Origin of the sequence: Microbacterium sp. Ru50 (assembly GCF_002920555.1) — a bacterium.
Taxonomy (GTDB): domain Bacteria; phylum Actinomycetota; class Actinomycetes; order Actinomycetales; family Microbacteriaceae; genus Microbacterium; species Microbacterium arborescens.
Genome location: NZ_PQSV01000001.1, coordinates 879185 through 903096 on the forward strand (window position 1 = coordinate 879185; position 23912 = coordinate 903096).

Below are 23912 nucleotides of genomic sequence, written 5' to 3' on the forward strand. Positions count from 1 at the left end.
CGATACGCGCGCGGACCGAGGCCGCGGGTGCGCCAGTCCTAGACGGTGGAGACGGGCACGCCCAGGTAGGCGGCGAGCTCGCCGACGTCGAGCAGCGGCACCATGCCCCAGGGGTTGCCGGCAGGGCTGTGTTCGGTGTCCATACCGAACAGGTGCGTCCTGCTCCCACCCACGAACCGGGAGCAACCGGCACGGTCGCTCCGCTACCGGAGCGGGACGGCCCGAGAGGGCCGCGGGGGCCAAAGTGATGGGTTTTCGATGACCGGATCGCATCCACCTACAGAAAAAGTTCCGGAAACCCTTGAGTTTCCGGGACCTCTCGGTCGGGCTGACAGGATTCGAACCTGCGACCCCTTGACCCCCAGGTGGTAGGAATAGGGTTCATAGCCCACCTGACCTGGGGTTTTATGTTTCAGGAGCGTGGCCCGCGCGTCGTGTTTTGCAGGGTTTGCGAGCTGTTGGTCACTTGGTTGGTCCACTTCACATCTGCGCCCGTCCCCGTCGATTACGACGAGACAAGCGAGGTCTCATTGGCGCGAATCGTGCCCTCGGCCTCCGAACCGCTGACCTCTCAGACGTGCGCGAGTTCATCACGCGCGATGGCGATATCCCACGGCGCCGTCTGATGGACGATGCGATCCACGACGTGACCGTGACCGGCTACGAGCACCTGATCGACCAGCTGGACCTTCCCGACCCCGACGACCGGCAAGTCCTGGCCGCCGCGATCCACGCCGAGGCCCAGGTGATCGTCACCCGCAATCTCCGCGGCTTCCCCATCGAGCGGCTGAGCGCCTGGGGTTTGGAAGCGCAGCATCCCGACGACTTCCTCACCACGCTGCACCATAATCGTCCGGATACGGTCGTCGGGATCGTCGCCGCGATCGCCGTGGCGTGGGGCGCCGGACGACGTGCTCGACCGTCTCGCCATCGACGCGCCCGACTCGGTCGCTCTCGTGCGCCCGTGTCGGGGCAGATCAGCCGGATCGGCCGAGTGGACCAGGCATTGACCACCCTCAGAAACGACGAAGCCCTGATAAAAATTGCTTCTCATCAGGGCTTCAGACCGTCGGGATGACAGGATTTGAACCTGCGACCCCTTGACCCCCAGTCAAGTGCGCTACCAAGCTGCGCCACATCCCGGTCCGCTGTCCGCACGCGGACAACTCCCCTATCCTAACCGGTCCTGAGCCCGCTCGCGAACCGGCGCACCCGGGCGCGTTGCGGGGCTTGTACGACGACCGCTCGTTGCCCGCTGTCCGAGGCGGGCAGTACGTTCTGGCCATGAGCGAGACGACGATCGTGCCGGTGACGCCCGGCAGCTTCAGCGATGCCCAGCACGCGATGAGCGGCGGCGGCGATGGGCACGAGTGTCAGTGCCAGTGGTGGACGATGACGAACGCCGACTTCCAGCGCACCGATATCGACGGCCGTGCCTCAGCCTTCCGAAGCGAAGTGGATGCCGCGCCCTCCCCCGGCCTCATCGCCTACGTCGACGGCGAGGCCGCCGGCTGGGTGCGTGTCGGCCCGCGTACCCGTCAGATCCGGTTGAGCAAGACACGCGCCTACGCCGGCGCGACCGAAGAGCCCTGGGATGACGCAGATGTCTGGGCCGTCAGCTGCTTCGCGGTGCGCAAGGAGCATCGCGGCTCGGGCCTCAACGCGGCGCTTCTCCATGCCGCGATCGCCTTCGCCCGCGAGAACGGCGCACGCGTGGTCGAGGCGTACCCCGTTGACCCGGATGCGGGGCGAAAGGTGACGTCCAACGAGCTGTACCACGGCGCTCTCTCCACGTTCCTCAGCGCGGGCTTCCGCGAGGTCGCGCGCCCCAAGCCGCACGTCGCCGTCGTCTCGCTCGACCTCGCCGACACCCACGAGACGGGCACCGGAGAGCACCCGTGACGCTTCGGCGAGAATGGAACGCATGACCGCATCCGACGCTCCTGTCCGTGTGGACTCGTGGCTGTGGGCGGTCCGCATCTACAAGACCCGCTCAGCGGCGACCACGGCCTGCCGCGCCGGTCACGTCCGGGTCAACGGGGAAAAGGTCAAAGCGTCGCAGTCGGTGAAGCCCGGCGACGAGCTACGAGTGCGGATCGCGGGTTTCGACCGCATCCTCGTCGTCCGACAGACGCTCACCAAGCGCGTCGGTGCGCCCGTTGCCGCCACCGCCCTGGAAGACCGCACTCCCCCGCGCGAGCCGATGGCGATGCTCGCCGTCCGGGATCGCGGCGCCGGCCGACCGACGAAACGCGAACGCCGCGAGATCGACCGACTGCGCGGAGTCGACTGACCCGCCACCTCCGGCACCCGACCACGGGCCGCCCAGACGACTAGCCCGCGACACTCACCGCGCGGCGCGGCGGCGCGCCACCTGCACGACGACGCACAGCACGAGCGTCACCACTCCCCAGATGGCGCACGCGGGCGGCAGCACGCGGTACGCGAGGTGCTGCGCAGTCCACTCCGTCGTGAGCGGGCCGTACGCGGCGAGGCCGATCAGCCACGCCGCGACGAGCGCGACCGGCAGCGACACCCACCAGACCACCCGCACCGCCCCGGGCAGCACCCGCCGCACCGGAGCCGACGACCGTTTCCGCAGCCAGAACGCACCCGCCACCGCGAGCCCCAGCAGACCGAGCGCGCTCGATGCGTACTGGAACCACCGGTAGCCGTGGAACGGTCCCCAGCGCTCGGCCAGCGCGGGGAGGAGCTCGACGCCCCAGCGCCCCTCGTGGGTGAAGGCGTCCCAGGCGATGTGGCTCAGCACGCCGAGTGCCAGCGACACCACGACCAGCAGAACCGTGACCGCGACCGACCGGCCGCGCCCCGACCCCGGCACGACCGTTCGCAGCGCGTCGCCACCCGCGGAATCCCACGCCGATGGCAGCCTTCCCGCGAGCCAGTCCGGCGCGAGCTCACGCACCGCCGGGCGCAGCAGCAGCCACCACGCGAGCAGCAGCACACCCGCGATCACGACCGTCAGCCAGGGATACGCATGCGTCTGCGCGTAGCTGATGCCGATCCCGCGGGCGAACAACGGCAGGTCGGGAGCCATCGCCCCAACGGCCACGGCCGCCGGCACGAGCGGTGTGCGAACGACCGCCAGCGCGACGACGGCGTGGCTCGGGGTGAACGGCATCCGGTCGGGTCAGTCCTCGACGAAGACGCCCGCGAGCGTCTTCTTGCCTCGCCGCAACACGGCCACACCGCCCGGCAGGTCGCCGACGACGACGGCCGACTCGTCGTCGACCTTCGCACCGTTGATCGAGACGCCGCCCTGCGCGATGGCCCGACGGGCCTCCGACAGGCTGCCGACGAGCCCGGTGTCGACGAGCAGCTGCACGACCGAGGCACCGGCCGACGCCGTGGCGTGCGGAAGCTCCTGCAGAGCCGAGCGCAGCGTGGCAGCGTCGAGAGCGGTCAGGTCGCCCTGGCCGAACAGCGCATCGGATGCCGCGATGACCTTCGCCGTCGCATCCACTCCGTGCACCGTCGCGGTGACCTCGAACGCCAGACGCTTCTGAGCGGCACGGCGGAACGGCTCGTCGGCGACGAGGCGCTCGTACTCGGCGATCTCAGCGCTGCTGAGGAACGTGAACACCTTCAGGCGCTCGACGACATCGGCATCCGCGGTCGAGAGCCAGAACTGGTAGAACGCGTACGGGCTCGTAAGCTCGGCGTCGATCCAGATGGCGTTGCCCTCGCTCTTGCCGAACTTCGTGCCGTCGCTGTTGGTGATCAGCGGCGTGCCGAACGCGTGCACCGAGGTGCCTTCGACGCGGTGGATGAGGTCGGTGCCGCTGGTGAGGTTTCCCCACTGGTCCGATCCACCCGTCTGCAGCGTGCAGCCGTACTGGCGGTAGAGCTCGAGGAAGTCGAGACCCTGCAGGATCTGGTAGCTGAACTCGGTGTAGCTGATGCCGGCATCCGAGTTCAGACGGGCGGCGACGGCATCCTTCTTCAGCATCGTGCCGACGCGGTAGTGCTTGCCGATCTCGCGCAGGAAGTCGATGGCCGACAGCGGCGCCGTCCAGTCGAGGTTGTTGACCATGCGGGCGGCATTGTCGCCCTCGAAGCTGAGGTACTTCTCGATCTGACCGCGCAGACGGTCGACCCACTCGGCGACGGTCTCGCGCGAGTTGAGCGTGCGCTCGGCAGTCGGACGCGGGTCGCCGATGAGGCCCGTCGAGCCGCCGACGAGACCGAGGGGCTTGTGCCCCGCCAGCTGCAGACGGCGAAGCGTCAACAGCTGCACGAGGTGGCCGAGGTGCAGGGATGCCGCCGTCGGGTCGAAGCCGCAGTAATACGTGATCGGGTCTCCGCCGAGCGCCTCTCGCAGCGCTTCCTGGTCGGTGGACACATGCACGAGACCGCGCCACACCAGCTCGTCCCACACGTTCTCGAACGCGGGATCGAGCGCCACGGGGGCGGTCGTCAGGGCTTCATCAGACACGCGCTTCAGGTTATCAGCGGCGCACGGCGCGACCCGCCTCGACGGCGCTCAGGCGGCGGTGCCCCACCAGATGAGGAAGGCCGCGCCGAGGGCGACGACCCAGCTGACGAGGCTTCCGACGAGGAAGTACTCGGCGCGGTCTCCCCCGTCGTGGTCGCGCGAGATCTCGGGGAAGCGGACGATGCCCTTCGCCGCGAGCACGGCGGCCAGCAGCGTGAACGCCCCGGTGAGGGTGAGCGCGAAGACGAGCACGCGCTCGAGGGGGCCGATGATGCGCCCGCCCTTCAGCTCGTTCGCCGCTTCGGCGGCCACGACACCGCCCCGCAGCGACGCCCGCACGATGACGTTTCCCGACTCGACGAGGAACACCAACGCGCCCGCCAGCGCGATGGCGAGGTCGAGGCTCACGACGCCCAGCGGCGAGTCGATCGGCCAGACCCTCTCGAGCGGCCCCTGGCCATCGCGCACCCCGATGAGGGCGACCGCCACGGCCACGACGACCGCCAGGAGCGCCGCGGGCCACAGTCCCCACCGGGTGGGCTCGCGCGTCGAGGTGACCGCCGCCCATCCGGCTGCGACCGCGACGGCCGCGAACCACCAGGCCGCGGCGCCCGCCCAAGCGGCGAGGGGCAGCAGCGCGGCGCCGAGAACCACGAGCACGATCCCGAGCTTCGCGCCCGACAGCCGCTTGCGGGCGAGGTCGAGCGCGCCGACACCGAGGAGGATGAGCCCCGCGCCGATCACGACGAGCGCTCCGTCAGCGCCGCGTAGCCGGCGACGACCGCGGGGGCTCCCGACGAGGCGAGCAGTTGCGACACCGCCGACTGCGTGATGCCCTCCTCCTTCGCGAGGGCACCCTGGGTGCGTCCGAGGCAGCGGCCGTAGGTCAGGCGCCGGGCGCGCTCCGACATGCCCCCGACGATCTCGTCGCGGGCGAGCGCGTAGGCGTTGGCGAAGCGGATGCGGTCGGCCATGGCGACATCCTCGTCCTCCCCTCCGACAATGCGGGTGCGGGCGCGCGGAACCGCGCGGTCCTGCATCGCGTGCACCTGTTCGATCGCCTCTCGCGCGCGCCACCAGCCCGGCCCGTCGGAGATGTCCGCACTCTCGGATGCGACCGACCCCACGTCGCCGATGCCCAGCCCGAAGCGCAGCGACGCCTCATCGGGCAGGACCAGCTGGAGAAGCAGAAGCCAGGCCAGCGCGTCATCGAGCTCGTCGAAGACCGCCTGGAACTCGTCGGCGAACGTGGCACGCATCGGCGAAGCGGCGACGGGGAGCACGCGATCGATCTCGGCCATCGCGGCTTCGATCCGCGTCTGGGTGCTGCTGCGATCCACGAGCAGGCGGGAACCGACGATGTCGGCGATCACGGCGATCGACATGTCGATCAGGTTATCACTTATATTTCGGAGATATAAGTCATTCGCTCATGTTCGAGAGATATCAGTCCGAGGCTGATATCAGAGCTGCCACACCCGCACGGCCTGCTGAGCGCGAGCGATCAATGCAGCACGCTGCTCGTCGACCCGCACCGGAGCGGTTCCGCCGATACCGTCACGGCTCGCGACAGATCCCTCGGGCGAGAGAACCTCTCGAACCTCCGGAGCCAGGTGCTGTGACATCGAGGCGAGGTCGTCGTCGGTCGCCTCGTGGAGTTCGATGCCCCGCTCCTCGCAGAGCCGCACGAGCGAGCCCGAGATCTCGTGCGCCTCGCGGAACGGCACACCGCGCTTGACGAGCCACTCGGCGACATCGGTCGCGAGCGAGAACCCCTGCGGCGCGAGCTCGGCCATCCGGTCGACGTCGAAGCGAAGCGTCGCGACCATGCCGGCGAATGCGGGCAGGACGACCTCGAGCGTCTCGATCGAGTCGAAGACCGGCTCCTTGTCCTCCTGCAGGTCGCGGTTGTACGCGAGCGGCAGCGCCTTGAGGGTCGCGAGCAGACCCGAGAGGTTGCCGATCACGCGGCCGGCCTTGCCCCGGGCGAGCTCGGCGATGTCGGGGTTCTTCTTCTGCGGCATGATGCTCGACCCCGTCGAATAGCCGTCGTCGAGCGTGACGAAGCCGAACTCGCGGGTGTTCCAGATGATGATGTCTTCGGCGAACCGCGAGATGTCGACACCGATCATGGCCGCGATGAAGGCGAACTCGGCCACGACGTCCCGCGACGACGTGCCGTCGATCGAGTTGTCGGCGGGCCGGTCGAGCCCGAGCTCCGTGGCCACGAGCTGCGGGTCGAGCCCGAGGGTCGCGCCGGCGAGCGCTCCCCCGCCGTAGGGCGAGACCCGGGCGCGCGCCGACCAGTCGCGCAGGCGCTCGAGGTCGCGCAGCAGCGGCCAGGCGTGGGCCTGCAGGTGGTGGGCGAGCAGCACCGGCTGCGCGTGCTGCAGGTGGGTGCGGCCGGGCATGATCGCGCGGGAGTGGGTCTCGGCCTGGCCGACGATGGCGTCGATCACCCGCAGGATGTCGCGGGCGACGACCTCGGCGTGATCGAGCAGGTACAGGCGCACGAGCGTGGCGATCTGGTCGTTGCGGCTGCGTCCGGCGCGCAGCTTGCCGCCCAGCTCCGGCCCGACGGTCGCGATGAGGGCGGCTTCGAGAGCGCCGTGCACGTCTTCGTCGCCGGGGGCAGGCTGCAGCGAGCCGTCGCGCACGGCGGCGAGCACCGAGTCGAGCCCCGCGTGCATGCGGCTCTCCTCGTCGGGCGTGAGATACCCGGCCGCGGCGAGCGCCTTCGCGTGAGCGTGCGATCCGGCGATGTCGTACCCCGCGAGCGCCCAGTCGAAATGCGTCGATCGGCTCAGGCGGGCCAGCTCGGGCGCGGGGCCCGAGGCGAAGCGGGCTCCCCAGAGAGCCCCGGAGTTCGTGCCGCCTGACGTGTCTGCGCTCATCGCTCCAGCCTATCGGGGCGGCATCGCCGCGCTCGGCGCGTCCGCGCGACCGCGGACCGTTACCCGGGCGAGCGCGTCGATCCCGGCCTCGAGCGGACCGCGTCCCACGAGGAGCGCCCAGACGGTGCACCCGAGGATGATGCCGAGGGTCATCGGCCAGAACGGCTCAAGGGCCCGGTATGCATCGAGTTCGAACACGCCGGGCTCGGCGGCAGGCCGGGTGAGCGCCCACACGACGATCTGCGCCGAGTAGGCGGTGAGCGGCATCGAGCCGACCGCCCGCAGTGGCAACGCGATCCATGTGAGAGGCGTGCGGCACACGAGGACGCACACGCCGATGACGAGGAGGGCGAAGCCGCCGGATCCGATGACCTCGAACAGCCCGGATGAGTGGGCTTCCCCGGTCCACGGTGTCTCACCGAAGACCTCGGAGCGTCCCCACACGATGTCGAGGGCGGCGCCGACCGCCGTCAGGGCGAGCCCGGCGAGCGCGAGGAGCCACGGCGTCGCGCGCGAGCGCAGGTCGAGGCGCGCCGCCCCCATGCCCGCGAGGACGAACGCCATCCAGGTCAGGAACGGGTAGTGCCACCCGACGGCGTTCGAGACGTCGACGCCCTCGGGTGTCGACCAGAACGACAGGCCGTCGATCGCCGCCTGCGGGAACGGCGCGACGAGCCCGACGACCGCGGCGGCGATGAGCAACGTGCGCGCCCGCAGCGGCAGGACGGCGGCGGCGATCACGAACAGCAGCGCGTAGGCGGGAAGGATGACGTACACCGGCACCGCGAGGAACAGCAGCAGCACGCCGATCACCCAGATCGCCCCGGCGCGCACGAGCAGGCGCAGACGAGCCGTCTCGAGTCGTGGGCCGCGCAGCGGAACCGGGCCGCCGCTGACGAGCCCGATCGAGACACCCGCGAGCGTCGCGAACAGGATGGACGACCGCCCGTGGACGATCCCCTCGTGCGAGGAGGGGATCGTCCAGTCGAAGTCGGGGATGGCGAGCAGGTGCGCCGCGAGCATGCCGATCACGGCGAGCCCGCGAGCGAGGTCGATACCGTCGATGCGCGAGGGCGCGAACAGCGAGCGGCGCCGCAGCATCTCGCTCATCCCCGGCACCGGCCGCTCCTCACCGTGCCGTGGTCACTGCTGACGCAGCAGCCAGACCAGCAGCGCCTTCTGCGCGTGCAGGCGGTTCTCGGCCTCGTCCCAGACGACGCTGTGCGAACCGTCGATGACGTCGGCGTCGACCTCGTAGCCCCGGTCGGCGGGCAGGCAGTGCATGAAGATCACGCCGTCGGCGGCAGCATCCATCGTCTGCTGCGTCACCTTGTACGCACCCAGATCGCGGATGCGTGCGATCTTCTCCTCTTCCTTGCCCATCGACACCCAGGTGTCGGTCACGATGACGTCGGCGCCGGATGCCGCTTCGAGCGGGTCGACGAGGATCGTGACCGATCCACCCGTCTGGGCCGCGATGCGCTGCGCGTCGGCCACGACGTCTTCACGGGGACCGTAGCCCTCGGGCGAGGCGACACGGACGTGCATGCCCGCGGTCACGCCGGCGAGCACGTACGAGTGGCCCATGTTCGACTGCCCGTCGCCGAAGAACGACAGGGTGAGCCCGGCGAGGTCGCCCTTGTGCTCACGGATGGTCAGCAGGTCGGCGAGCAGCTGGCAGGGGTGGAAGTCGTCGCTCAGCGCGTTGACGACCGGCACGCGGGTGCCGCGAGCCATCTCCTCGAGACCCGCCTGCGCGTACGTGCGCCAGACGATCGCGGCGACCTGCCGCTCGAGCACGCGTGCGGTGTCGGAGGGGGTCTCCTTGCCGCCGAGCTGGCTGTTGGCCGTGGAGATGATCAGCGGCGAGCCACCGAGGTCGGCGATGCCGACGGCGAACGAGACGCGCGTGCGGGTCGACGACTTGTCGAAGATGACCGCAACGGTCTGCGGGCCCTCGAGGGGCTTGAGCTTCCAGCGGTCCTTCTTCAGCGACAGCGCGAGGTCGAGGACCTCGGCCTGCTCGGCCGGGCTCAGGTCGTCGTCGCGGAGCAGGTGGCGGGTCATGCGGATTCCTCCGTGGTCGTGGTCTCGAGAAGCAGGGCCGACTCGACGGTGCGCAGCGCGGCGGTGAACAGCTCGGCGAACTCGTCGATCTCGACGTCGCCGATGGTGAGCGGCGGAGCGATCCGCACGGTGCGGTCGTTCGCCGCATTGACGATCAGGCCGTGCTCCTGCGCCGCCGCGACGACGGCGCCGGCGACCGGATGCCGCAGCCCGACGCCCAGCAGCAGGCCCTGGCCGCGCACGCCCTCGATGAGCGACGATTCGATCGTCTCGAGCACCTGGCGCAGGCGTGCGCCGTGGGTCGCGGCGGCGTCGACGAGCCCGCCGTTCTCGATCTCGCCGAGGACGGCCGAGGCGACGGCGGTGCCCAGCGGGTTGCCACCGAAGGTCGAGCCGTGCGTGCCCGGGTAGAACAGGTCGCTCGCACTCGCGAAGGTGATGAGAGCGCCGATCGGGAACCCGCCGCCGATGCCCTTGGCGACCGTGATCGCATCGGGCTCGATGCCGGCGTGCTGGAATGCGAACCATGCGCCGGTGCGTCCGGCGCCGGTCTGGATCTCGTCGATGATCAGCAGCGCACCGTGACGCTTCGTGATCTCACGCGCCGCCGCGAGGTAGCCCTCGGGCAGCGGGATGACCCCGGCCTCGCCCTTGATGGGCTCGACGAACAGCGCCGCGACACGATCGTCCATCGCGGCTTCGAGGGCCTCGACCGTCGAGTCGATGCTCTCGACACCGGGGACCATCGGCTCGAACGGTTGCTGCATCTGCGGCTTGCCGGTCAGGGCGAGGGTGCCCATCGTGCGGCCGTGGAACGCGTCCTTCAGCGCGAGGATGCGGGGGCGCTCGGCGCCGCCGTGCAGTCGCGCGAGCTTGAACGCCGCCTCGTTCGCCTCGGCGCCGGAGTTGCCGAAGTAGACGCGTCCGGCGTCGCCGGTGCCCGCGAGACGCTTCAGCTGCGCGGCGAGGGCGAGCTGCGGCGGTGTCGCGAAGTAGTTCGAGACGTGCGAGAGCGTCGCCGCCTGCCGCGAGACCGCCTCGACGAACACCGGGTGAGCGTGTCCGAGCGAGTTGACGGCGATGCCCGCGAGGAAGTCGAGGTAGCGCTTGCCGTCGACATCCCACACGTACGCTCCTTCGCCGCGCTCGAGCAGCGCGAGGCGCGCACCGGCGCTGCGGACGAGGTCGCGATCGACATCGTCCGCCCATGTGGGCGTTGTCTGCTGGATCGTCGGGTTCGTCATCCCGCCACCACTTCCGTACCGATTCCCTGTGCTGTGAAGACTTCGACCAGCACCGAGTGGGGCTGGCGTCCGTCGATGATCGCCGCGGTGTCCACTCCCCCGTCGACCGCGTCGAGGCATGCCTGCATCTTCGGGATCATCCCCGACTCGAGCTTCGGCAGCATCGCGCGCAGGTCGGTCGCCGTCAGGTGCGAGACGAGCGAGTCGCGGTTGGGCCAGTCGGCGTAGAGGCCCGGCACGTCGGTGAGGACGACGAGCTTGGTCGCACCGAGGGCCGTCGCGAGAGCCGCGGCCGCGGCATCCGCATTCACGTTGAGTGAATGACCGGGGTTGTCGAGGTCGGGCGCGATCGAGGAGATGACCGGGATGCGGCCGGCGTCGAGCTGATCGTGCACCGGCTGCGGGTCGACCTCGACGACATCGCCGACGTGCCCGAGGTCGTGCTCGGTGCCGTCGATCACGACGCCGCGCCGGCGACCGCCGAACAGACCGGCATCCTCGCCCGACAGGCCCGTGGCGAACGGACCGTACGCGTTGATGCGGGCGACGAGCTGCGGGTTGATCTGCCCGGTCAGCACCATCCGGACGACGTCGATCGCCTCGGTGCTGGTGACCCGGTAGCCGCCCTTGAACTCGCTCTCGATCGAGAGCCGGTTGAGCATCTTCGAGATCTGCGGGCCACCGCCGTGCACGACGACGGGCTTCACGCCGACGAAGCGCAGGTAGGCGATGTCTTGCGCGAACGACTCCTGCAACTCCTCGGAAACCATCGCATTGCCGCCGTACTTGATGACGATGATCTGATCGCGGAAGCGCTGCAGCCACGGCAGCGACTCGATGAGGACGCCCGCTTTGGCCGCCGCCTCTTCGGGGGTCGTGTACTGGAGGTCGATGTCGTTCATGAGGAGTAAGCGCTGTTCTCGTGGACGTAGTCGTGCGTGAGATCGTTCGTGAGGATCGTCGCCGTCGCGTCGCCCGACTTCAGGTCGATGAGAATGTGCGTCGCGCGGGGCGTCAGATCGACCTCCTCACGCGGGCGGTCGGGGCCGCCGGCCGTGCACACGCGCACGCCGTTGAACGAGACGTCGACGTCGTAGGGGTCGAAGGCGGCATCCGTCGTGCCGATCGCGGCCAGGACCCGACCCCAGTTCGGGTCGTTGCCGAAGATCGCGGCCTTGAAGAGGTTGTTGCGGGCGACGGAGCGTCCGACGACGACGGCGTCGTCCTCGGATGCGGCACCGACGACCTCGATCGTGATGTCGTGGCTCGCGCCCTCGGCGTCGCCCTGCAGCTGCTCGGCGAGGTCGTGGCAGATCTCGGCGAGCGCGGCGGCGAAGTCGGCGGCATCCGGCGTCACGCCCGACGCGCCGCTGACCATGAGGGTCACCTGGTCGTTGGTCGACATGCACCCGTCGGAATCGAGCCGGTCGAAACTCGTTCGGGTGGCCGAGCGCAACGCGGCATCCGCCTGCGCCGCGTCGAGGACGGCGTCGGTGGTGATCACGACGAGCATCGTCGCGAGGCCGGGCGCGAGCATCCCCGCGCCCTTCGCCATAGCGCCGATGGTCCAGCCGCCGCGCGAGACGACGGCACGCTTGGGCCGGGAGTCGGTGGTCATGATCGCGAGCGAGGCGTCCTCGCCGCCCTCGGGGCTGAGCGAGCCGATCGCCACCGTGGTGCCCTCGAGCACCTTGGCGCGGAACACCTCGTCGCCCGTTCCGATGAGACCGGTCGAGCACACGAGCACGTCGCCGGCGCCGACATCCAGCAGCTCGCCCGCCTTCTCGGCGGTCTGGTGCGTCGTCTGGAAGCCGAAGCTGCCCGTGAAGCAGTTCGCTCCGCCGGAGTTGAGGACGACGGCTTCGACGACACCGTCGGCGATCGCCTGCTGCGACCACAGGATCGGGTTCGCCTTGGCGCGGTTCGAGGTGAACACCGCGGCACCGACCTTGAGGGGGCCGCGGTTGACGACGACGGCGACGTCGGGCTTTCCGGTCGACTTCAGGCCCGCGGCGACACCGGCGGCTTCGAATCCCTGGGGGGCGGTGACGCTCACGGGGCGACTCCGTTCACGCTCAGGCCCGTGGTCTCGGCGAGACCGAGGGCGATGTTCATCGACTGGATGGCGGCACCCGCGGTGCCTTTGGCGAGGTTGTCGACCGCGGTCACGACGACCACGCGGCCCGCGGCCCGGTCGATCGCGAGACCCATGAGGGCGGTGTTCGCACCGGTGACGTCGGCTGTCCGAGGGAAGGAGCCTTCGGGCAGCAGCTGCACGAAGGGCTCGTCGGCGTAGGCGCTCTCCCACGCCTCGCGGATCTGAGCGTCCGAGACACCATCCGCGATCGGAGCGGTCGAGGTGGCCAGGATGCCGCGCGACATCGGCACCAGGACGGGGGTGAACGAGATGCGGATGTCGCCTGCCGCGCCCGCTCCCCGCAGCGCCTGCCGGATCTCGGGGATGTGGCGGTGCGATCCGCCGATCGCGTAGGGGTTCGCCGACCCGAGGATCTCGGCGGCGAGGAGGTTCGTCTTCAGGCTCTTGCCCGCGCCCGACGGACCGACGGCCAGCACGCTCACGATGTCACCCGGGTCGATGACGCCGGCTGCGACGCCGGGAGCGAGGCTCAGCGCCACGGTCGAGGCGTTGCACCCGGGAGCGGCGATGCGCGAGGCTCCGACGAGCTTGTCGCGCTGCTTGACGGTGCCGCTCGCGCCTCCGACGAGGAGCTCGGGCACACCGTAGGTCCATGGCTCGTGGAAGTCGCCGCCGTAGAAGGCATCCCAGTCGTCCGACGACGTCAGCCGGTGGTCGGCGCCCGCGTCGATCACGAGGGCGGTGTCGGCGAGTGCCTCGGTGTACTGGCCGGACTGGCCGTGCGGGAGGGCCAGGAACACGATGTCGTGCCCCGCCAGCACCTCCGGCGTCGAGGGCTGGAGCGTGAGATGACGCAGCGAGCGGAGGTGCGGCTGGTGATCGATGAGCGGCTGACCGGCGTTGGAGTGCGCGGTGACGGTGCGGATCTCGACCTCGGGGTGAGCGGCGAGCAGGCGCAGGATCTCGCCTCCCGCGTATCCGGATGCGCCGGAGACGGCGACGGAGAGGGGCATGACTTCCACCTTATTGTCTGGGATGACGTCGCCTTCGCGGCGACGGGGACCGGCGGCGGCGACACCACACGCTCGACCGCGGATGCGGGAGCGTGCAGGGTCGCCTAGCGTCGGCGGTCGCCCAGACGTCGGCGCGCGCGAAGCACCGTGATGGTGCGCTGCGAAGCCGAAGACATGCGCCGACAGTAGCGCTCGCGCGCCGCATCCGCCAAATCCCCCGTATCCGAGTGGAGTTGACCCCGCAAGGTTTGCAGTGCAAAGTGGTTTGCATGAAGCACGATTCGATGGATGACGAGCAGCAGGCCGACCCGGCGGCGATGCTCGCTCTCATGCAGGACCAGCGTCGGCGCACCGCCCACTGGGTCAACCGCAACTACGCGGTGATGCTCATCACGTGGGCGGCGGCGTGGATCATCGGGTTCGGAGCGATCTGGAGCGCGGCGGTCGGCGGCGGGAACCCCTGGTTCCGCATTCCGACCACACCCGCGTGGATCGTCTTCGGCGTGGTGCTCATCACGGGCATCGTGGTCTCCGCCGTCGCCGGCATCCGCTCCGGTGCAGGCGTGCGGGGGCCCTCACGCCTGGCCGGCGCGATGTACGGCTGGGCGTGGACGCTGTCGATGTTCGGTGCCGGGCTCCTCATCGGCGCCGTGCAGCGCACCGGCGCGGATGCCACCGTGATGGCGGTGCTCTCCCCCGCGATCTTCGTCCTGCTCGTCGGTGTGCTCTACCTGGCGGGCGGGGCGCTGTGGCGCTCCCCCGTGCAGTACGCGCTCGGCATCGTCATGATCGCCACCGCGATCGTCGCCTCGTACGCGGGCACGCCGACCAACTACCTCGTGTACGCGACCGTCGGCCCGCTCGCGATGCTCGTCGTCGCGACCCTGATGCTGCGCGGCGTCATTCCGGCGGAAGGCACCCGATGACCGAGCTCGACCCGGTCATCCACGCCCCGGCCCGCCTGCGCATCGTCACGGCGCTGAACGAGGCCCTCGCCGACGGCGACGAGGTGACGTTCCCCGTGCTGCAGAAACTGCTGGGGATGACCGCCGGCAACCTCACCACCCACCTCGCAAAGCTCGAGGCGGCGGGCTACGTCGAGACCGCGAAGGCGTTCGCCGGACGCAAGCCCGTGACCTACGTCGCCCTCACTCCCGCCGGGCGCGCGGCGTTCCGCACCTATCGCAGCCATCTGCTCGATCTCCTCGGAGGAGGATCATGACCGCCCTCATCAGCACCCGCGACCTCGTGAAGCGGTTCGGCGACGTCACCGCGCTGGCCGGAGTGACGCTCGACATCCACGCCGGCGAATGCGTCGGACTCCTCGGCCCGAACGGCGCGGGCAAGACCACGCTCCTGTCGCTCGTCGAGGGCCTGCGCACCCCGACCAGCGGCGAGGTGCGCCTGTTCGGCGGCGACCCGCGCGACGCGTCGTCGCGCGTGCGGCTCGGTTCGACTCCGCAGGCGACGGCGCTGCCGGACGCGCTCCGGGTGAGCGAGGTCCTCGATTTCGTCGCGTCGCACTTCCCGCATCCCGCGCCCCGCTCCCGCCTCGTCGACGAGTTCGACCTCGGCCCCCTGCTGCGTCAGCAGTGCGGCGGCCTGTCGGGCGGCCAGCAGCGGCGGGTCGCGGTCGCGCTGGCCTTCGCCGGTGACCCCGACCTCGTGCTGCTCGACGAGCCCACGACGGGTCTCGACGTCGACGCCCGGCGAGCGCTGTGGGATGCCGTCCGCGCCCGGCACGCCGCCGGGTGCGCCGTCGTGGTCACGAGCCACCACCTCGAGGAGATCGAACAGCTCGCACACCGCGTCGTCGTCATCGATGACGGCGTCGTCCGCACCGACGACACGCTCGCGGCCGTCGTGTCGAACGTCTCGCGACGCCGCGTCACCCTGCGCGGGGTCTCGGCCGACGACATCCGGCGCCTCGACCCCGAGGCATCCGTCACCACCGCGGACGACGCCGTGACGGCCGTCGTCGGCGACTCCGACGCTCTCGTCCGCTCGCTCGTCGCCGCCGATCTGCCGTTCCGAGATCTGGCGGTACGCGGAGCGACCCTCGAAGAGGCGTTCCTCACCCTGACCGCCACGTCCGCGCACACCGAGAAAGCCGCCTGATGTCCTCGCTCTCGCTCACCCTCACCGCGACCAAGTACAACCTCATCGAGACCGCACGGGTTCCGATCGCGGTCATCGGGTCCGTCGTCTTCCCCACCCTCGCGTTCTGCCTCTTCGTGCTGCCGCAGCGCGCGATCGTGGCCGACAGCACCGTCGCGACGGCCGCGGTCTTCTCGATGGTGGTGTTCGCCTTCATGTCGTCCGGGCTGTTCTCCGTGGGCCTCGAACTCGCCGAGCAGCGCTCGAAGCCGTGGACGCCCTACCTGCGCACGCTCCCCGGCAGCCCGATGGCCCGCATCGGCGCCCTGATCCTCGCGACCCTCGCGATCGCGACCGTGGCGATGCTGCCGCTGCTCATCGTCGGCGCGGTCTTCACGAGTGCGCGCCCCGAGCCGGTGAGACTGCTCGCGGCGATCGTCCTCGTCATCGCGACGGCACTGCCGCCGATGCTCATCGGCGCGATCGTCGGGATCACGACGGGCCCGAAGGCAGCCATCGCCGTCACGCAGGTCGCCCTGTTCCTGCTCGCCTTCGGCGGCGGCCTCTTCCTGCCTCCGGAGTTCTTCCCCTCCTGGCTCGACACCGCCTCGTCGGTCCTGCCGATCCGTCAGGCCCGCGAGATCGTCGTCGGGGTCGCGACGGGCACCGAGGTGCCGCTCTGGGCGATCCTCGGCATCATCGCGTGGACGGTCGCGCTGGGAGCCCTCGTCGTGTGGCTGTACCGACGCGACGAGGGCCGCCGTTACCGCTGAGCCGACCGGGACTCGCGTCCGCCCCGGGGCCGCTCAGGTGGGGAACGACTTGATGCGCACGAGCAAGTTGGGGCCGGTCCGCTCGAGCGTGCGTCCGCCGACCAGAACCCCGACGACCGCGACGACGGCGCCGAAGAGGACACCGACCGCCAGCGCGATCCAGCCCCACATCGCATCTCCCGTCACCGCGTTGACGATCGCCGGCACGATGGCCGGCAGGGACAGCGCGATCACCGCGGCCCACACGACGAAGACCAGCAGGCCCACGATGGAGTTCTGACCCGGCGTGCTCTTGAACGGGCTGTCACCGGGCGCGGGCACCGGGGTCACGATGAGCGCCGACGACACAGCGCAGGCGCCGTACCCGGCGAGCAGCACGCCGAGGGCCGCGCCGAGCACGGCGGGAAGGTGCGCCGCGTCACCGGAGACGAGCGCGGTCGCGATCGCGATGACCACGATGAGCGGGATGCCGACGCAGGCGGCACCGAGCAGACGGCCCAGCCGGTCGGCGCGCCCGGAGATGCCCGTGGCGAGGGTGGTCCCGAAAGCGGTGCCGTCGAACGACACATCGGCGTAGCCCACCGCCGCCATGACGAGTGCGGCGAGCACCGGCGAGATGAGGAACATGAAGCCGTCGGTTCCGCCCGTGAAGGCGAACAGCACCGGGAACAGCGGGATGACGATGAGCTGCCGCAGGTACCGGGGATCGCGCAGCCATCCCGAGAGGGATCGCGCCCACGTCGCGCCGACGCCACCGGTCGGCATGACGCCGAACAGGCCGAGCTTGCCGGCGGCGACGGCTCGGGTCGCGCGCTGGCGCGGCGACGACACGGCCGTCTCGATGACGCGCTCCCATACGATCCACAGCACGACGAGGGTCACGAGGGCGATCGCGGTGCTGGCGAGCGCCGGAAGCCATTGGCCTGCCGCGACGCTCGGCGCGACCGACCAGGCGGCACCCAGCGGTGTCCAGGCGAGGATGCCCGCCGCCTGCTGGATCCGCGCCCACAGGTCGCCGCCCGCCTGGTCGAGCAGAGCCACGATGCCGGTGAGGATGGGGCCGGTGAGGATGAGCACGACGAGCACGACAGTGCCGATGATCTCGCGTGAACGGCGACCGCCCATGCCACCGGACAGCTCGCCCATGAGGCGTGACGCCAGCACGCAGGTCAGGACGCCGAGCAGCACCGTCGGCACGGCGACGACCGCCGCGAGCGGCCAGCGCACCCACACGATGAGCGTCGCGAGGGCGGCTACGGTGGTGACGATTCCCGGGATGCCGGTGAGGCCGGTGCCCGCGAGAGCGAGCATGACCTGACGACGGGTCAGCGGGAACGGTGCGAGACGCACGGCGTCGACGGTGCTGTCGAGCCCGGCGATGAGGATCGGGCCGATGAGCCAGCCGAGGATCAGCGCCGAGCCGCCCAGGACGGCGACGACCGACGCGACCTCGAGATTCTCGAAGATCGACAGCGCGATGAGCGCGGCGACGAGCCCGCCGAGGATGCTGAGGCCCCAGAGCGATCCGAGGATGAAGCCGACGAGCTGCCAGGGTCGACGGGCGAGCGTGTTGCCGAGAACGCGGTAACGCAGCTTCAGGACTGTCGCAACCACTGCGGTCCCTCCGACTGGTGGCGTCCGCCGACGAGCGAGACGAAGCGGTCCTGCAGGCTCTCGCCGGCACGCACCTCGTCGATCGTGCCGGCCGCGAGCACCCGGCCTGCGGCGATGACGGCGACGTGGTCGCACATGCGCTGGACGAGATCCATCGAGTGGCTCGAGACGATCACCGAGCCGCCCGAGCTGGTGTAGCTGCGCAGAACGTCCTCGATGTTCGCGGCCGACACCGGGTCGACCGACTCGAAGGGCTCATCGAGAACGAGCAGGCGCGGGGCGTGCACGAGGGCGCACGCGAGCGCGACCTTCTTGGTCATACCCGCGGAGTAGTCCGCGACGATCGTCCCGGCTGCGCCGCGCAGGTCCATGAGGTCGAGCAGGTCCGACACGCGTGGTGCGATCTCGGGCCGGGGCAGCCCGAACATCATCGCGGTATAGGTGATGAGCTGCTCCCCCGTCAGCCGGTCGAAGAGCCGCACGCCGTCGGCGAGGTTGCCGATCGTACGCTTGGCGGCCACCGGGTCGCGCCAGACGTCGATCCCGTGGACGCGCGCGGTACCGGCATCCGGGCGCAGCAGTCCCGTGGCCATGGAGAGGCTCGTCGTCTTGCCCGCGCCGTTCGGCCCGACGAGACCGTAGAACGAGCCGGACGGGACGACGAGGTCGATGCCGTCGACGGCGACCTTCTCACCGAACCTCTTGACCAGGCCGAGCAGTTCGAGGGCGGGGGCGGCGCCGGCCGCCGGAGACGATGGGGTGACGCTGGCTGGGATCTCGCTCACGGCCCCGACACTATCGGCAAGCGGAGGGCGGTGTCAGACACGGATGCCAGAGTGAGGGGATGCTGCGCACTCTGGCCGTATCGGGATACCGCTCGCTTCGCGACGTCGTCGTGCCGCTCGGCGACCTCACGGTCGTCACCGGCCCCAACGGCTCGGGCAAGTCGAACCTCTACCGGGCGCTGCGCCTGCTCGCCGCGGCGGCAAAGGGCGACATCGTCGGCGCGCTCGCCCGGGAAGGCGGGCTGCCGTCGGTGCTCTGGGCCGGGCCCGAGAACGGCGGAGACCAAGGAACCGTGCGCCGAGGGCCGATCGCGGTGCAGCTCGGCTACGCCTCGGATGAGCTGGGGTACCTCATCGATCTGGGCATCCCGCAGGGCGACCAGAACAGCCCGTTCGCTCGCGACCCCGAGATCAAGCGCGAACAGGTGTTCGCCGGCGTCGTCGCCAAGCCCTCGACCCTGCTGATCGACCGCACCCGGCAGCTCACCCGCGTGCGCGATGACTCCTGGACGATGCTCGGCCAGCAGCTCGCGCCGTACGAGAGCATCGTCACCGACCTCGCCGAGGGCGACACCGCCCCCGAGCTGTTGACACTCCGGCGCGGGATGACCGCCTGGCGCTTCTACGACCACTTCCGCGTCGACCTCGACGCCCCCGCCCGACAGCCGCAGGTCGGCACCCGCAGTCACACCCTCGCGCACGACGGGGCGAATCTCGCTGCGACCTGGGCGACGATCGTCGAGGCCGGGCACGGCGATGCCCTCGCCCGCGCGGTCGACCAGGCGTTCCCGGGCAGCCGGGTGCGTGTCGTGACCTCCGACGGCCTGTTCCGCCTGACGATCGAGCAGCCCGGGCTGCTGCGTCCGCTCGATGCGGCCGAGCTCTCCGACGGCACGCTCCGCTACCTCCTGCTGTGCGCCGCGCTGCTGCCGGCACGACCCGCACCGCTCCTGGTGCTGAACGAGCCCGAGGCGAGCCTGCATCCCTCGCTGCTGGCGCCCCTCGCGTCGCTCGTGCGAACGGCATCCGAGCGCACACAGGTCATCACGGTGTCGCACGCCGACGCGCTCGTCGACGCTCTGCCCGAACCGTCCCGCGTCGAACTGCAACGGTCGAACGCCGAGACGACCGTCCGCGGTCAGGGTCTGCTCGACGTTCCGGCCTGGAACTGGGGCTCGCGCTGAGCGCCTCTGGGTCGGGCGACCGGCCGAGACGACGAGTCGGGCGCAGCTCCGGACGCGCGACACGGCTGAAGCCGCGCGCGACGCCCGGAACTGCGCCCGATACGCAGGTCAGTCGCGGATGACGGCGCCGAAGCGCTCGGCCGCGACGGCGACGCCCGCGAGCTTGGCCTCGCTCGCCTCGGCCGCGGTCAGGGTGCGGTCATCGGCGCGGAAGCGCAGCGCGAAGGTCAGACTCTTCGAGCCTTCGGGAACGCCCGAGCCGCGGTAGTCGTCGACGAGTCGGAGCGATTCGAGAAGCGAGCCGGCTCCCTCCGACAGCGCCGAGGCAAGAGCACCCGCTGTCACGGAGTCGGGGACGACGAGCGAGACGTCCTGCGTGGCCGCGGGGTAGCCCGACAGCGACGCGACGACGACCCGCTCTCCCGCGCTCGCCAGAACCGCGTCGAGGTCGACCTCGGCGACGAGGACCCGGCCCGACAGGTCGGCCGCGGCCGAGACCTCGGGATGCAGCTCCCCGGCGTAACCGACCTCGACACCGCCGACGGTGAGCGCGGCGGCGCGACCCGGATGCAGCGCGGCGCGCCGGGTCTGCGAGATCTCGATGTCGACGCCGGCGGCCGAGCCGATCGCTGCGACGGCGGCGAACACGTCGCTGAGATCGGCCGTGACGGCGGCCTGGCCCGGCTTCTTCGGCGACGCATTGCCGGCGACGAGCACCGCGACGTGACGCGGCTGCGGCGGGATCGACGCGTGGAGCTCCGCGAGTGTGGCGTCGTCGGGACGCACAGCGAGCGGCGGAACCGTCGCGGTGCCGTACTGCGTGCCGGGCTCGGGGAGGAAGACCGCGCCGACCTCGAAGAGGGCAAGATCCGTCAGGCCACGTGAGACGTTGCGGTGGGCGACCTGCAGCAGGCCCGGCACGAGCGAGCGGCGCAGGTAGGGGGCCTGCCCGTCGAGCGGGTTGGCGATCTTGACCGAGGGCAGTTCCTCGCCCGAGGCGGAGCCGTGCAGGTCGTTGCTGTCGCGCGTCGTGAACGGGAACGACGGGGTCTCGACGAAGCCCGCGGCCGCCAGTGCGTTCGACACGCGACGACGGCCCTTCTGGGCATCCGTCAGTCCGCGACCGGACGGTGCCGTTGGGAGGACCGAAGGAACGCGGTCGAGCCCGTGGATGCGCGCGACCTCTTCGGCCAGCGTCCATTTGTCGGTGAGGTCGGGACGCCACGACGGCGGAATGACCTCCCAACCGGCAGCCGTGCCCGACACCTCTGCGCCGATCGTCTCGAGGGCTGCGACGACCTCGTCGTCGGTGTAGTCGATGCCGATGAGGCCTGCGACGAAGCCGCGCGGCAGGTCGATCGCCTCGAGGAACACCTCTCCGAACAGAGCGCCGCCGACCGGCTCGAGCGTGCCGCCGGCGAGCTCGACCATGAGGTCGGCGACGCGGCGGGCGGCCACGAAGGGCAGCAGCGGGTCGACACCGCGCTCGAAGCGCCGCGAGGCCTCGCTCGGCAGCTTGTGACGACGAGCGGTGCGGGCGATCGTGACGGTGTCGAAGATCGCGGCCTCGATCAGCACGTTGCGCGTCGCATCCGTCATCTCGGTCGTGCCGCCGCCCATGACGCCGGCGAGGCCGATGGGGCCCGACTCGTCGGTGATGAGAAGGTCTTCGCCGTCGAGCGTGCGTTCCTTGCCGTCGAGCGTCGTGAGCTTCTCCCCCGGCGTCGCGCGCCGCACCGTGATGCCCCCGCTGAGCTTGTCGAGGTCGTAGCCGTGGATCGGGTTGCCGAGCTCCACCATGACGTAGTTGGTGATGTCGATGAGGATGCCGAGCGAGCGGATGCCGGCGAGCGTGAGACGCGCGACCATCCACGGCGGCGTCGGCCGTGACGGGTCGACGCCCGAGACGACGCGCACCGCGAACTCGGTCGCACCGACGCGGCCACGGATCGGCGCCCGGTCGTCGACCGCGACGTCGAAGCCCGTCGCGGGGTGCTCGAGCTCGTCGAACTCGCGCAGGCCGGGGTCGCGGAATGCCGCACCGGTCGCGTGCGAGTACTCGCGGGCGATGCCGCGCACCGACAGCGCGTAGCCGCGGTCGGGGGTGACGTTGACGTCGATGGCAGCGTCGTCGAGGCCGAGCAGCGCGATCGCGTCGGCACCGACCGGCGCATCCTCGTCACTGGCGAGACCGAGCTCGGTCAGGCGCAGGATGCCGGAGTGCTCGTCGCCGAGGCCCAGCTCCTTCGCCGAGGCGATCATGCCGTCCGAGACGTGGCCGTACGTCTTGCGGGCTGCGATCGGGAACGGGCCGGGCAGCACGGCGCCGGGAAGGGTGACGACGACCTTGTCGCCCTCGAAGAAGTTCGAGGCGCCGCAGACGATGCCGCGGATGCCGCCGTTGGCCTCCCCCACGTCGACCTGGCACCAGCGGATCGTCTTGCCGTTGGACTGCGGCTCGGGCTCGAACGAGACGACGCGGCCGACGACGATCGGACCGGTGAGGTCGAACCCGTGGACGTCCTCCTCCTCGAAGCCGACCGACACGAGCGCCGCGAGGATGTCCTCGGGCGCGGCATCCGCCGGCACATCGACGTACTCACGCAACCACGAGAGCGGAACGCGCATCAGACCACCATCCCGAACTGCTCGCTGAAACGTACATCACCCTCGGCCATGTCGCGCATGTCCTTCACGTCGGAGCGGAACATCAGCGTCCGCTCGATGCCCATGCCGAAGGCGAACCCGGAGTAGACCTCGGGGTCGATGCCCGCGGCGCGGAGCACATTGGGGTTCACCATGCCGCAGCCGCCCCACTCGATCCAGCGCGCACCGCCGGCGAACGTCGGGTGCCACAGGTCGAGCTCGGCGCTCGGCTCAGTGAACGGGAAGTAGTTGGTGCGGAAACGGGTCTTGGCCTCGGGGCCGAACAGCTCGCGTGCCGCGTGGTCGAGGGTGCCCTTGAGGTGGGCCATCGTGATGCCCTTGTCGACGACGAGGCCCTCGAACTGCGTGAACACGGGCAGGTGGGTCGCGTCGTACTCGTCGGTGCGGAACACCCGGCCCGGCGAGAGGACGTAGATGGGGATGTCGCGCTCGAGCATGGACCGCATCTGCACGGGGCTCGTCTGCGTGCGCATGACGAGGTGACGCGCGACGGGATCGACGAAGAACGTGTCCTGCATCTGGCGGGCGGGGTGGTCGACGTCGAAGTTGAGCGAGTCGAAGTTGAACCACTCGTGCTCGAGCTCGGGTCCCTCCGCGATCTCCCAGCCCATCCCGACGAAGAGATCGGCGACCTCCTCTTGCAGGAGCGAGATCGGATGCCGCGCCCCGACGCGTCCGCGCGGGGCGATGGCGGTGACATCGAGCGCCTCCGCCTCGAGCTTCGCGGCCGTCTCGGCGGCGGCGAGCTCGTCCTCGCGGGCAGCGAGCGCCTGGGTGACGCGACCGCGCGCCTGGCCAACGAGCTTGCCGAACTCGGCCTTCTTCTCGTTGGGCACCGACCGCAGCTGCGCGTTGAGTCGCGCAAGCGGCGACCCCTCGGCGGTGTGGGCGTTGCGGACGGACTTCAGCTCTGCGGTCGAGGACGCGTCGGCGATGGCGGCGAGGGCCGCATCCACCGCCGCGGCGACCGCGTCAGGGGTGATCTCGGGTGCGTCGGACACGGGAGTCGAGTCTACCGGC

At 70.5% G+C, this 23912-nt stretch carries 23 protein-coding genes and 1 tRNA gene; 8 read left to right on the top strand and 16 right to left on the bottom strand.

The window, feature by feature from the left end:
* Nucleotides 1-577 precede the first annotated feature (577 nt).
* On the top strand, nucleotides 578-1078 hold the full coding sequence (locus C3481_RS16405; RefSeq protein ID WP_219817638.1) for a PIN domain-containing protein: 501 nt from the start codon (nucleotides 578-580) through the stop codon (nucleotides 1076-1078).
* Here C3481_RS16405 and C3481_RS04190 read toward each other — a convergent pair.
* Nucleotides 1070-1143: transfer RNA gene (locus C3481_RS04190), tRNA-Pro, on the bottom strand. The genes C3481_RS16405 and C3481_RS04190 overlap by 9 nt on opposite strands.
* A 141-nt stretch (nucleotides 1144-1284) precedes the next feature.
* Between C3481_RS04190 and C3481_RS04195 the strand changes: the two genes are divergently transcribed.
* Both C3481_RS04195 and C3481_RS04200 read left to right on the top strand, forming a co-directional pair.
* Complete coding sequence (locus C3481_RS04195) at nucleotides 1285-1902, top strand: GNAT family N-acetyltransferase (RefSeq protein ID WP_103840913.1); 618 nt, start codon at nucleotides 1285-1287, stop codon at nucleotides 1900-1902.
* A gap of 22 nt (nucleotides 1903-1924) precedes the next feature.
* Nucleotides 1925-2293, top strand: coding sequence for an RNA-binding S4 domain-containing protein (locus tag C3481_RS04200; RefSeq protein ID WP_023951692.1), 369 nt, complete (start codon nucleotides 1925-1927; stop codon nucleotides 2291-2293).
* A gap of 54 nt (nucleotides 2294-2347) precedes the next feature.
* Here C3481_RS04200 and C3481_RS04205 read toward each other — a convergent pair whose 3' ends face one another.
* The 11 genes from C3481_RS04205 to argC all read right to left on the bottom strand — a co-directional run bounded on the left by C3481_RS04205 (nucleotide 2348) and on the right by argC (nucleotide 13772).
* Nucleotides 2348-3142, bottom strand: coding sequence for a DUF4184 family protein (locus tag C3481_RS04205; protein ID WP_103840915.1), 795 nt, complete (start codon nucleotides 3140-3142; stop codon nucleotides 2348-2350).
* 9 nt (nucleotides 3143-3151) lie between these two features.
* Nucleotides 3152-4456, bottom strand: coding sequence for a tyrosine--tRNA ligase (gene tyrS, locus C3481_RS04210; RefSeq protein WP_103840917.1), 1305 nt, complete (start codon nucleotides 4454-4456; stop codon nucleotides 3152-3154).
* 48 nt (nucleotides 4457-4504) lie between these two features.
* Nucleotides 4505-5200, bottom strand: a complete 696-nt coding sequence (locus tag C3481_RS04215; RefSeq protein ID WP_064956899.1) for a hypothetical protein — start codon at nucleotides 5198-5200, stop codon at nucleotides 4505-4507.
* Nucleotides 5197-5841 (bottom strand): SatD family protein, encoded by a 645-nt coding sequence (locus C3481_RS04220; protein WP_103840919.1) that lies wholly within the window; start codon nucleotides 5839-5841, stop codon nucleotides 5197-5199. Before C3481_RS04220 ends, C3481_RS04215 begins: the two co-directional genes overlap by 4 nt.
* A 78-nt stretch (nucleotides 5842-5919) precedes the next feature.
* The gene (argH, locus tag C3481_RS04225; RefSeq protein WP_071918341.1) at nucleotides 5920-7350 is read right to left on the bottom strand and encodes an argininosuccinate lyase; all 1431 of its coding nucleotides are present in this window, start codon (nucleotides 7348-7350) and stop codon (nucleotides 5920-5922) included.
* 9 nt (nucleotides 7351-7359) lie between these two features.
* Entirely contained in the window at nucleotides 7360-8460 is a 1101-nt protein-coding gene (locus C3481_RS04230; RefSeq protein WP_258039083.1) for a DUF1624 domain-containing protein, read from the bottom strand.
* 33 nt (nucleotides 8461-8493) lie between these two features.
* Nucleotides 8494-9417: an ornithine carbamoyltransferase gene (argF, locus tag C3481_RS04235; protein ID WP_103840921.1), complete on the bottom strand. Its 924-nt coding sequence runs from the start codon at nucleotides 9415-9417 to the stop codon at nucleotides 8494-8496.
* A complete protein-coding gene (locus tag C3481_RS04240) occupies nucleotides 9414-10661 on the bottom strand; it encodes an acetylornithine transaminase (protein ID WP_052007578.1) in 1248 nt (415 codons plus the stop codon). Before C3481_RS04240 ends, argF begins: the two co-directional genes overlap by 4 nt.
* The gene (gene argB, locus C3481_RS04245; protein ID WP_023951709.1) at nucleotides 10658-11563 is read right to left on the bottom strand and encodes an acetylglutamate kinase; all 906 of its coding nucleotides are present in this window, start codon (nucleotides 11561-11563) and stop codon (nucleotides 10658-10660) included. Before argB ends, C3481_RS04240 begins: the two co-directional genes overlap by 4 nt.
* Nucleotides 11560-12717 (bottom strand): bifunctional glutamate N-acetyltransferase/amino-acid acetyltransferase ArgJ, encoded by a 1158-nt coding sequence (gene argJ, locus C3481_RS04250; RefSeq protein WP_103840923.1) that lies wholly within the window; start codon nucleotides 12715-12717, stop codon nucleotides 11560-11562. The genes argB and argJ overlap by 4 nt, the downstream gene beginning before the upstream one ends.
* Nucleotides 12714-13772, bottom strand: coding sequence for an N-acetyl-gamma-glutamyl-phosphate reductase (gene argC / locus C3481_RS04255; protein WP_071918344.1), 1059 nt, complete (start codon nucleotides 13770-13772; stop codon nucleotides 12714-12716). Before argC ends, argJ begins: the two co-directional genes overlap by 4 nt.
* Nucleotides 13773-14041: 269 nt before the next feature.
* Between argC and C3481_RS04260 the strand changes: the two genes are divergently transcribed.
* The 4 genes from C3481_RS04260 to C3481_RS04275 are packed head-to-tail and all read left to right on the top strand — an operon-like array spanning nucleotide 14042 to nucleotide 16642.
* Nucleotides 14042-14698 carry a hypothetical protein gene (locus C3481_RS04260; protein ID WP_144083364.1) on the top strand — a complete coding sequence of 219 codons (657 nt, stop codon included), beginning with the start codon at nucleotides 14042-14044 and terminating at the stop codon, nucleotides 14696-14698.
* Nucleotides 14695-14994 (top strand): transcriptional regulator, encoded by a 300-nt coding sequence (locus tag C3481_RS04265; protein ID WP_036304625.1) that lies wholly within the window; start codon nucleotides 14695-14697, stop codon nucleotides 14992-14994. The genes C3481_RS04260 and C3481_RS04265 overlap by 4 nt, the downstream gene beginning before the upstream one ends.
* On the top strand, nucleotides 14991-15890 hold the full coding sequence (locus tag C3481_RS04270; RefSeq protein ID WP_023951715.1) for an ABC transporter ATP-binding protein: 900 nt from the start codon (nucleotides 14991-14993) through the stop codon (nucleotides 15888-15890). The genes C3481_RS04265 and C3481_RS04270 overlap by 4 nt, the downstream gene beginning before the upstream one ends.
* Nucleotides 15890-16642 (top strand): ABC transporter permease, encoded by a 753-nt coding sequence (locus C3481_RS04275; RefSeq protein WP_103840925.1) that lies wholly within the window; start codon nucleotides 15890-15892, stop codon nucleotides 16640-16642. Before C3481_RS04270 ends, C3481_RS04275 begins: the two co-directional genes overlap by 1 nt.
* Before the next feature lie 33 nt (nucleotides 16643-16675).
* Here the strand turns inward: C3481_RS04275 and C3481_RS04280 are convergent, their stop codons facing one another.
* On the bottom strand, nucleotides 16676-18256 hold the full coding sequence (locus C3481_RS04280) for a hypothetical protein (RefSeq protein WP_071918346.1): 1581 nt from the start codon (nucleotides 18254-18256) through the stop codon (nucleotides 16676-16678).
* On the bottom strand, nucleotides 18238-19041 hold the full coding sequence (locus C3481_RS04285) for an ABC transporter ATP-binding protein (RefSeq protein WP_023951719.1): 804 nt from the start codon (nucleotides 19039-19041) through the stop codon (nucleotides 18238-18240). The genes C3481_RS04280 and C3481_RS04285 overlap by 19 nt, the downstream gene beginning before the upstream one ends.
* A gap of 59 nt (nucleotides 19042-19100) precedes the next feature.
* Here C3481_RS04285 and C3481_RS04290 point away from each other — a divergent pair, with 59 nt between their 5' ends.
* Nucleotides 19101-20225 (top strand): AAA family ATPase, encoded by a 1125-nt coding sequence (locus tag C3481_RS04290; protein WP_103840927.1) that lies wholly within the window; start codon nucleotides 19101-19103, stop codon nucleotides 20223-20225.
* A gap of 108 nt (nucleotides 20226-20333) precedes the next feature.
* On the opposite strand, the gene pheT is transcribed toward C3481_RS04290, so the two are convergent.
* Complete coding sequence (pheT, locus tag C3481_RS04295) at nucleotides 20334-22853, bottom strand: phenylalanine--tRNA ligase subunit beta (protein ID WP_103840929.1); 2520 nt, start codon at nucleotides 22851-22853, stop codon at nucleotides 20334-20336.
* Nucleotides 22853-23893 carry a phenylalanine--tRNA ligase subunit alpha gene (gene pheS / locus C3481_RS04300; protein WP_071918349.1) on the bottom strand — a complete coding sequence of 347 codons (1041 nt, stop codon included), beginning with the start codon at nucleotides 23891-23893 and terminating at the stop codon, nucleotides 22853-22855. Before pheS ends, pheT begins: the two co-directional genes overlap by 1 nt.
* Nucleotides 23894-23912 lie beyond the last annotated feature (19 nt).

Bases quoted from the DNA above. Each gene is read 5' to 3' on its own strand.
- C3481_RS04195 (WP_103840913.1), top strand. From the start codon at position 1,285: ATGAGCGAGACGACGATCGTGCCGGTGACGCCCGGCAGCTTCAGCGAT.
- C3481_RS04200 (WP_023951692.1), top strand. From the start codon at position 1,925: ATGACCGCATCCGACGCTCCTGTCCGTGTGGACTCGTGGCTGTGGGCG.
- C3481_RS04205 (WP_103840915.1), bottom strand. From the start codon at position 3,142: ATGCCGTTCACCCCGAGCCACGCCGTCGTCGCGCTGGCGGTCGTTCGC.
- C3481_RS04220 (WP_103840919.1), bottom strand. From the start codon at position 5,841: ATGTCGATCGCCGTGATCGCCGACATCGTCGGTTCCCGCCTGCTCGTG.
- argH (WP_071918341.1), bottom strand. From the start codon at position 7,350: ATGAGCGCAGACACGTCAGGCGGCACGAACTCCGGGGCTCTCTGGGGA.
- C3481_RS04230 (WP_258039083.1), bottom strand. From the start codon at position 8,460: ATGAGCGAGATGCTGCGGCGCCGCTCGCTGTTCGCGCCCTCGCGCATC.
- argF (WP_103840921.1), bottom strand. From the start codon at position 9,417: ATGACCCGCCACCTGCTCCGCGACGACGACCTGAGCCCGGCCGAGCAG.
- C3481_RS04240 (WP_052007578.1), bottom strand. From the start codon at position 10,661: ATGACGAACCCGACGATCCAGCAGACAACGCCCACATGGGCGGACGAT.
- argB (WP_023951709.1), bottom strand. From the start codon at position 11,563: ATGAACGACATCGACCTCCAGTACACGACCCCCGAAGAGGCGGCGGCC.
- argC (WP_071918344.1), bottom strand. From the start codon at position 13,772: ATGCCCCTCTCCGTCGCCGTCTCCGGCGCATCCGGATACGCGGGAGGC.
- C3481_RS04260 (WP_144083364.1), top strand. From the start codon at position 14,042: ATGAAGCACGATTCGATGGATGACGAGCAGCAGGCCGACCCGGCGGCG.
- C3481_RS04265 (WP_036304625.1), top strand. From the start codon at position 14,695: ATGACCGAGCTCGACCCGGTCATCCACGCCCCGGCCCGCCTGCGCATC.
- C3481_RS04270 (WP_023951715.1), top strand. From the start codon at position 14,991: ATGACCGCCCTCATCAGCACCCGCGACCTCGTGAAGCGGTTCGGCGAC.
- C3481_RS04275 (WP_103840925.1), top strand. From the start codon at position 15,890: ATGTCCTCGCTCTCGCTCACCCTCACCGCGACCAAGTACAACCTCATC.
- C3481_RS04290 (WP_103840927.1), top strand. From the start codon at position 19,101: ATGCTGCGCACTCTGGCCGTATCGGGATACCGCTCGCTTCGCGACGTC.
- pheT (WP_103840929.1), bottom strand. From the start codon at position 22,853: ATGCGCGTTCCGCTCTCGTGGTTGCGTGAGTACGTCGATGTGCCGGCG.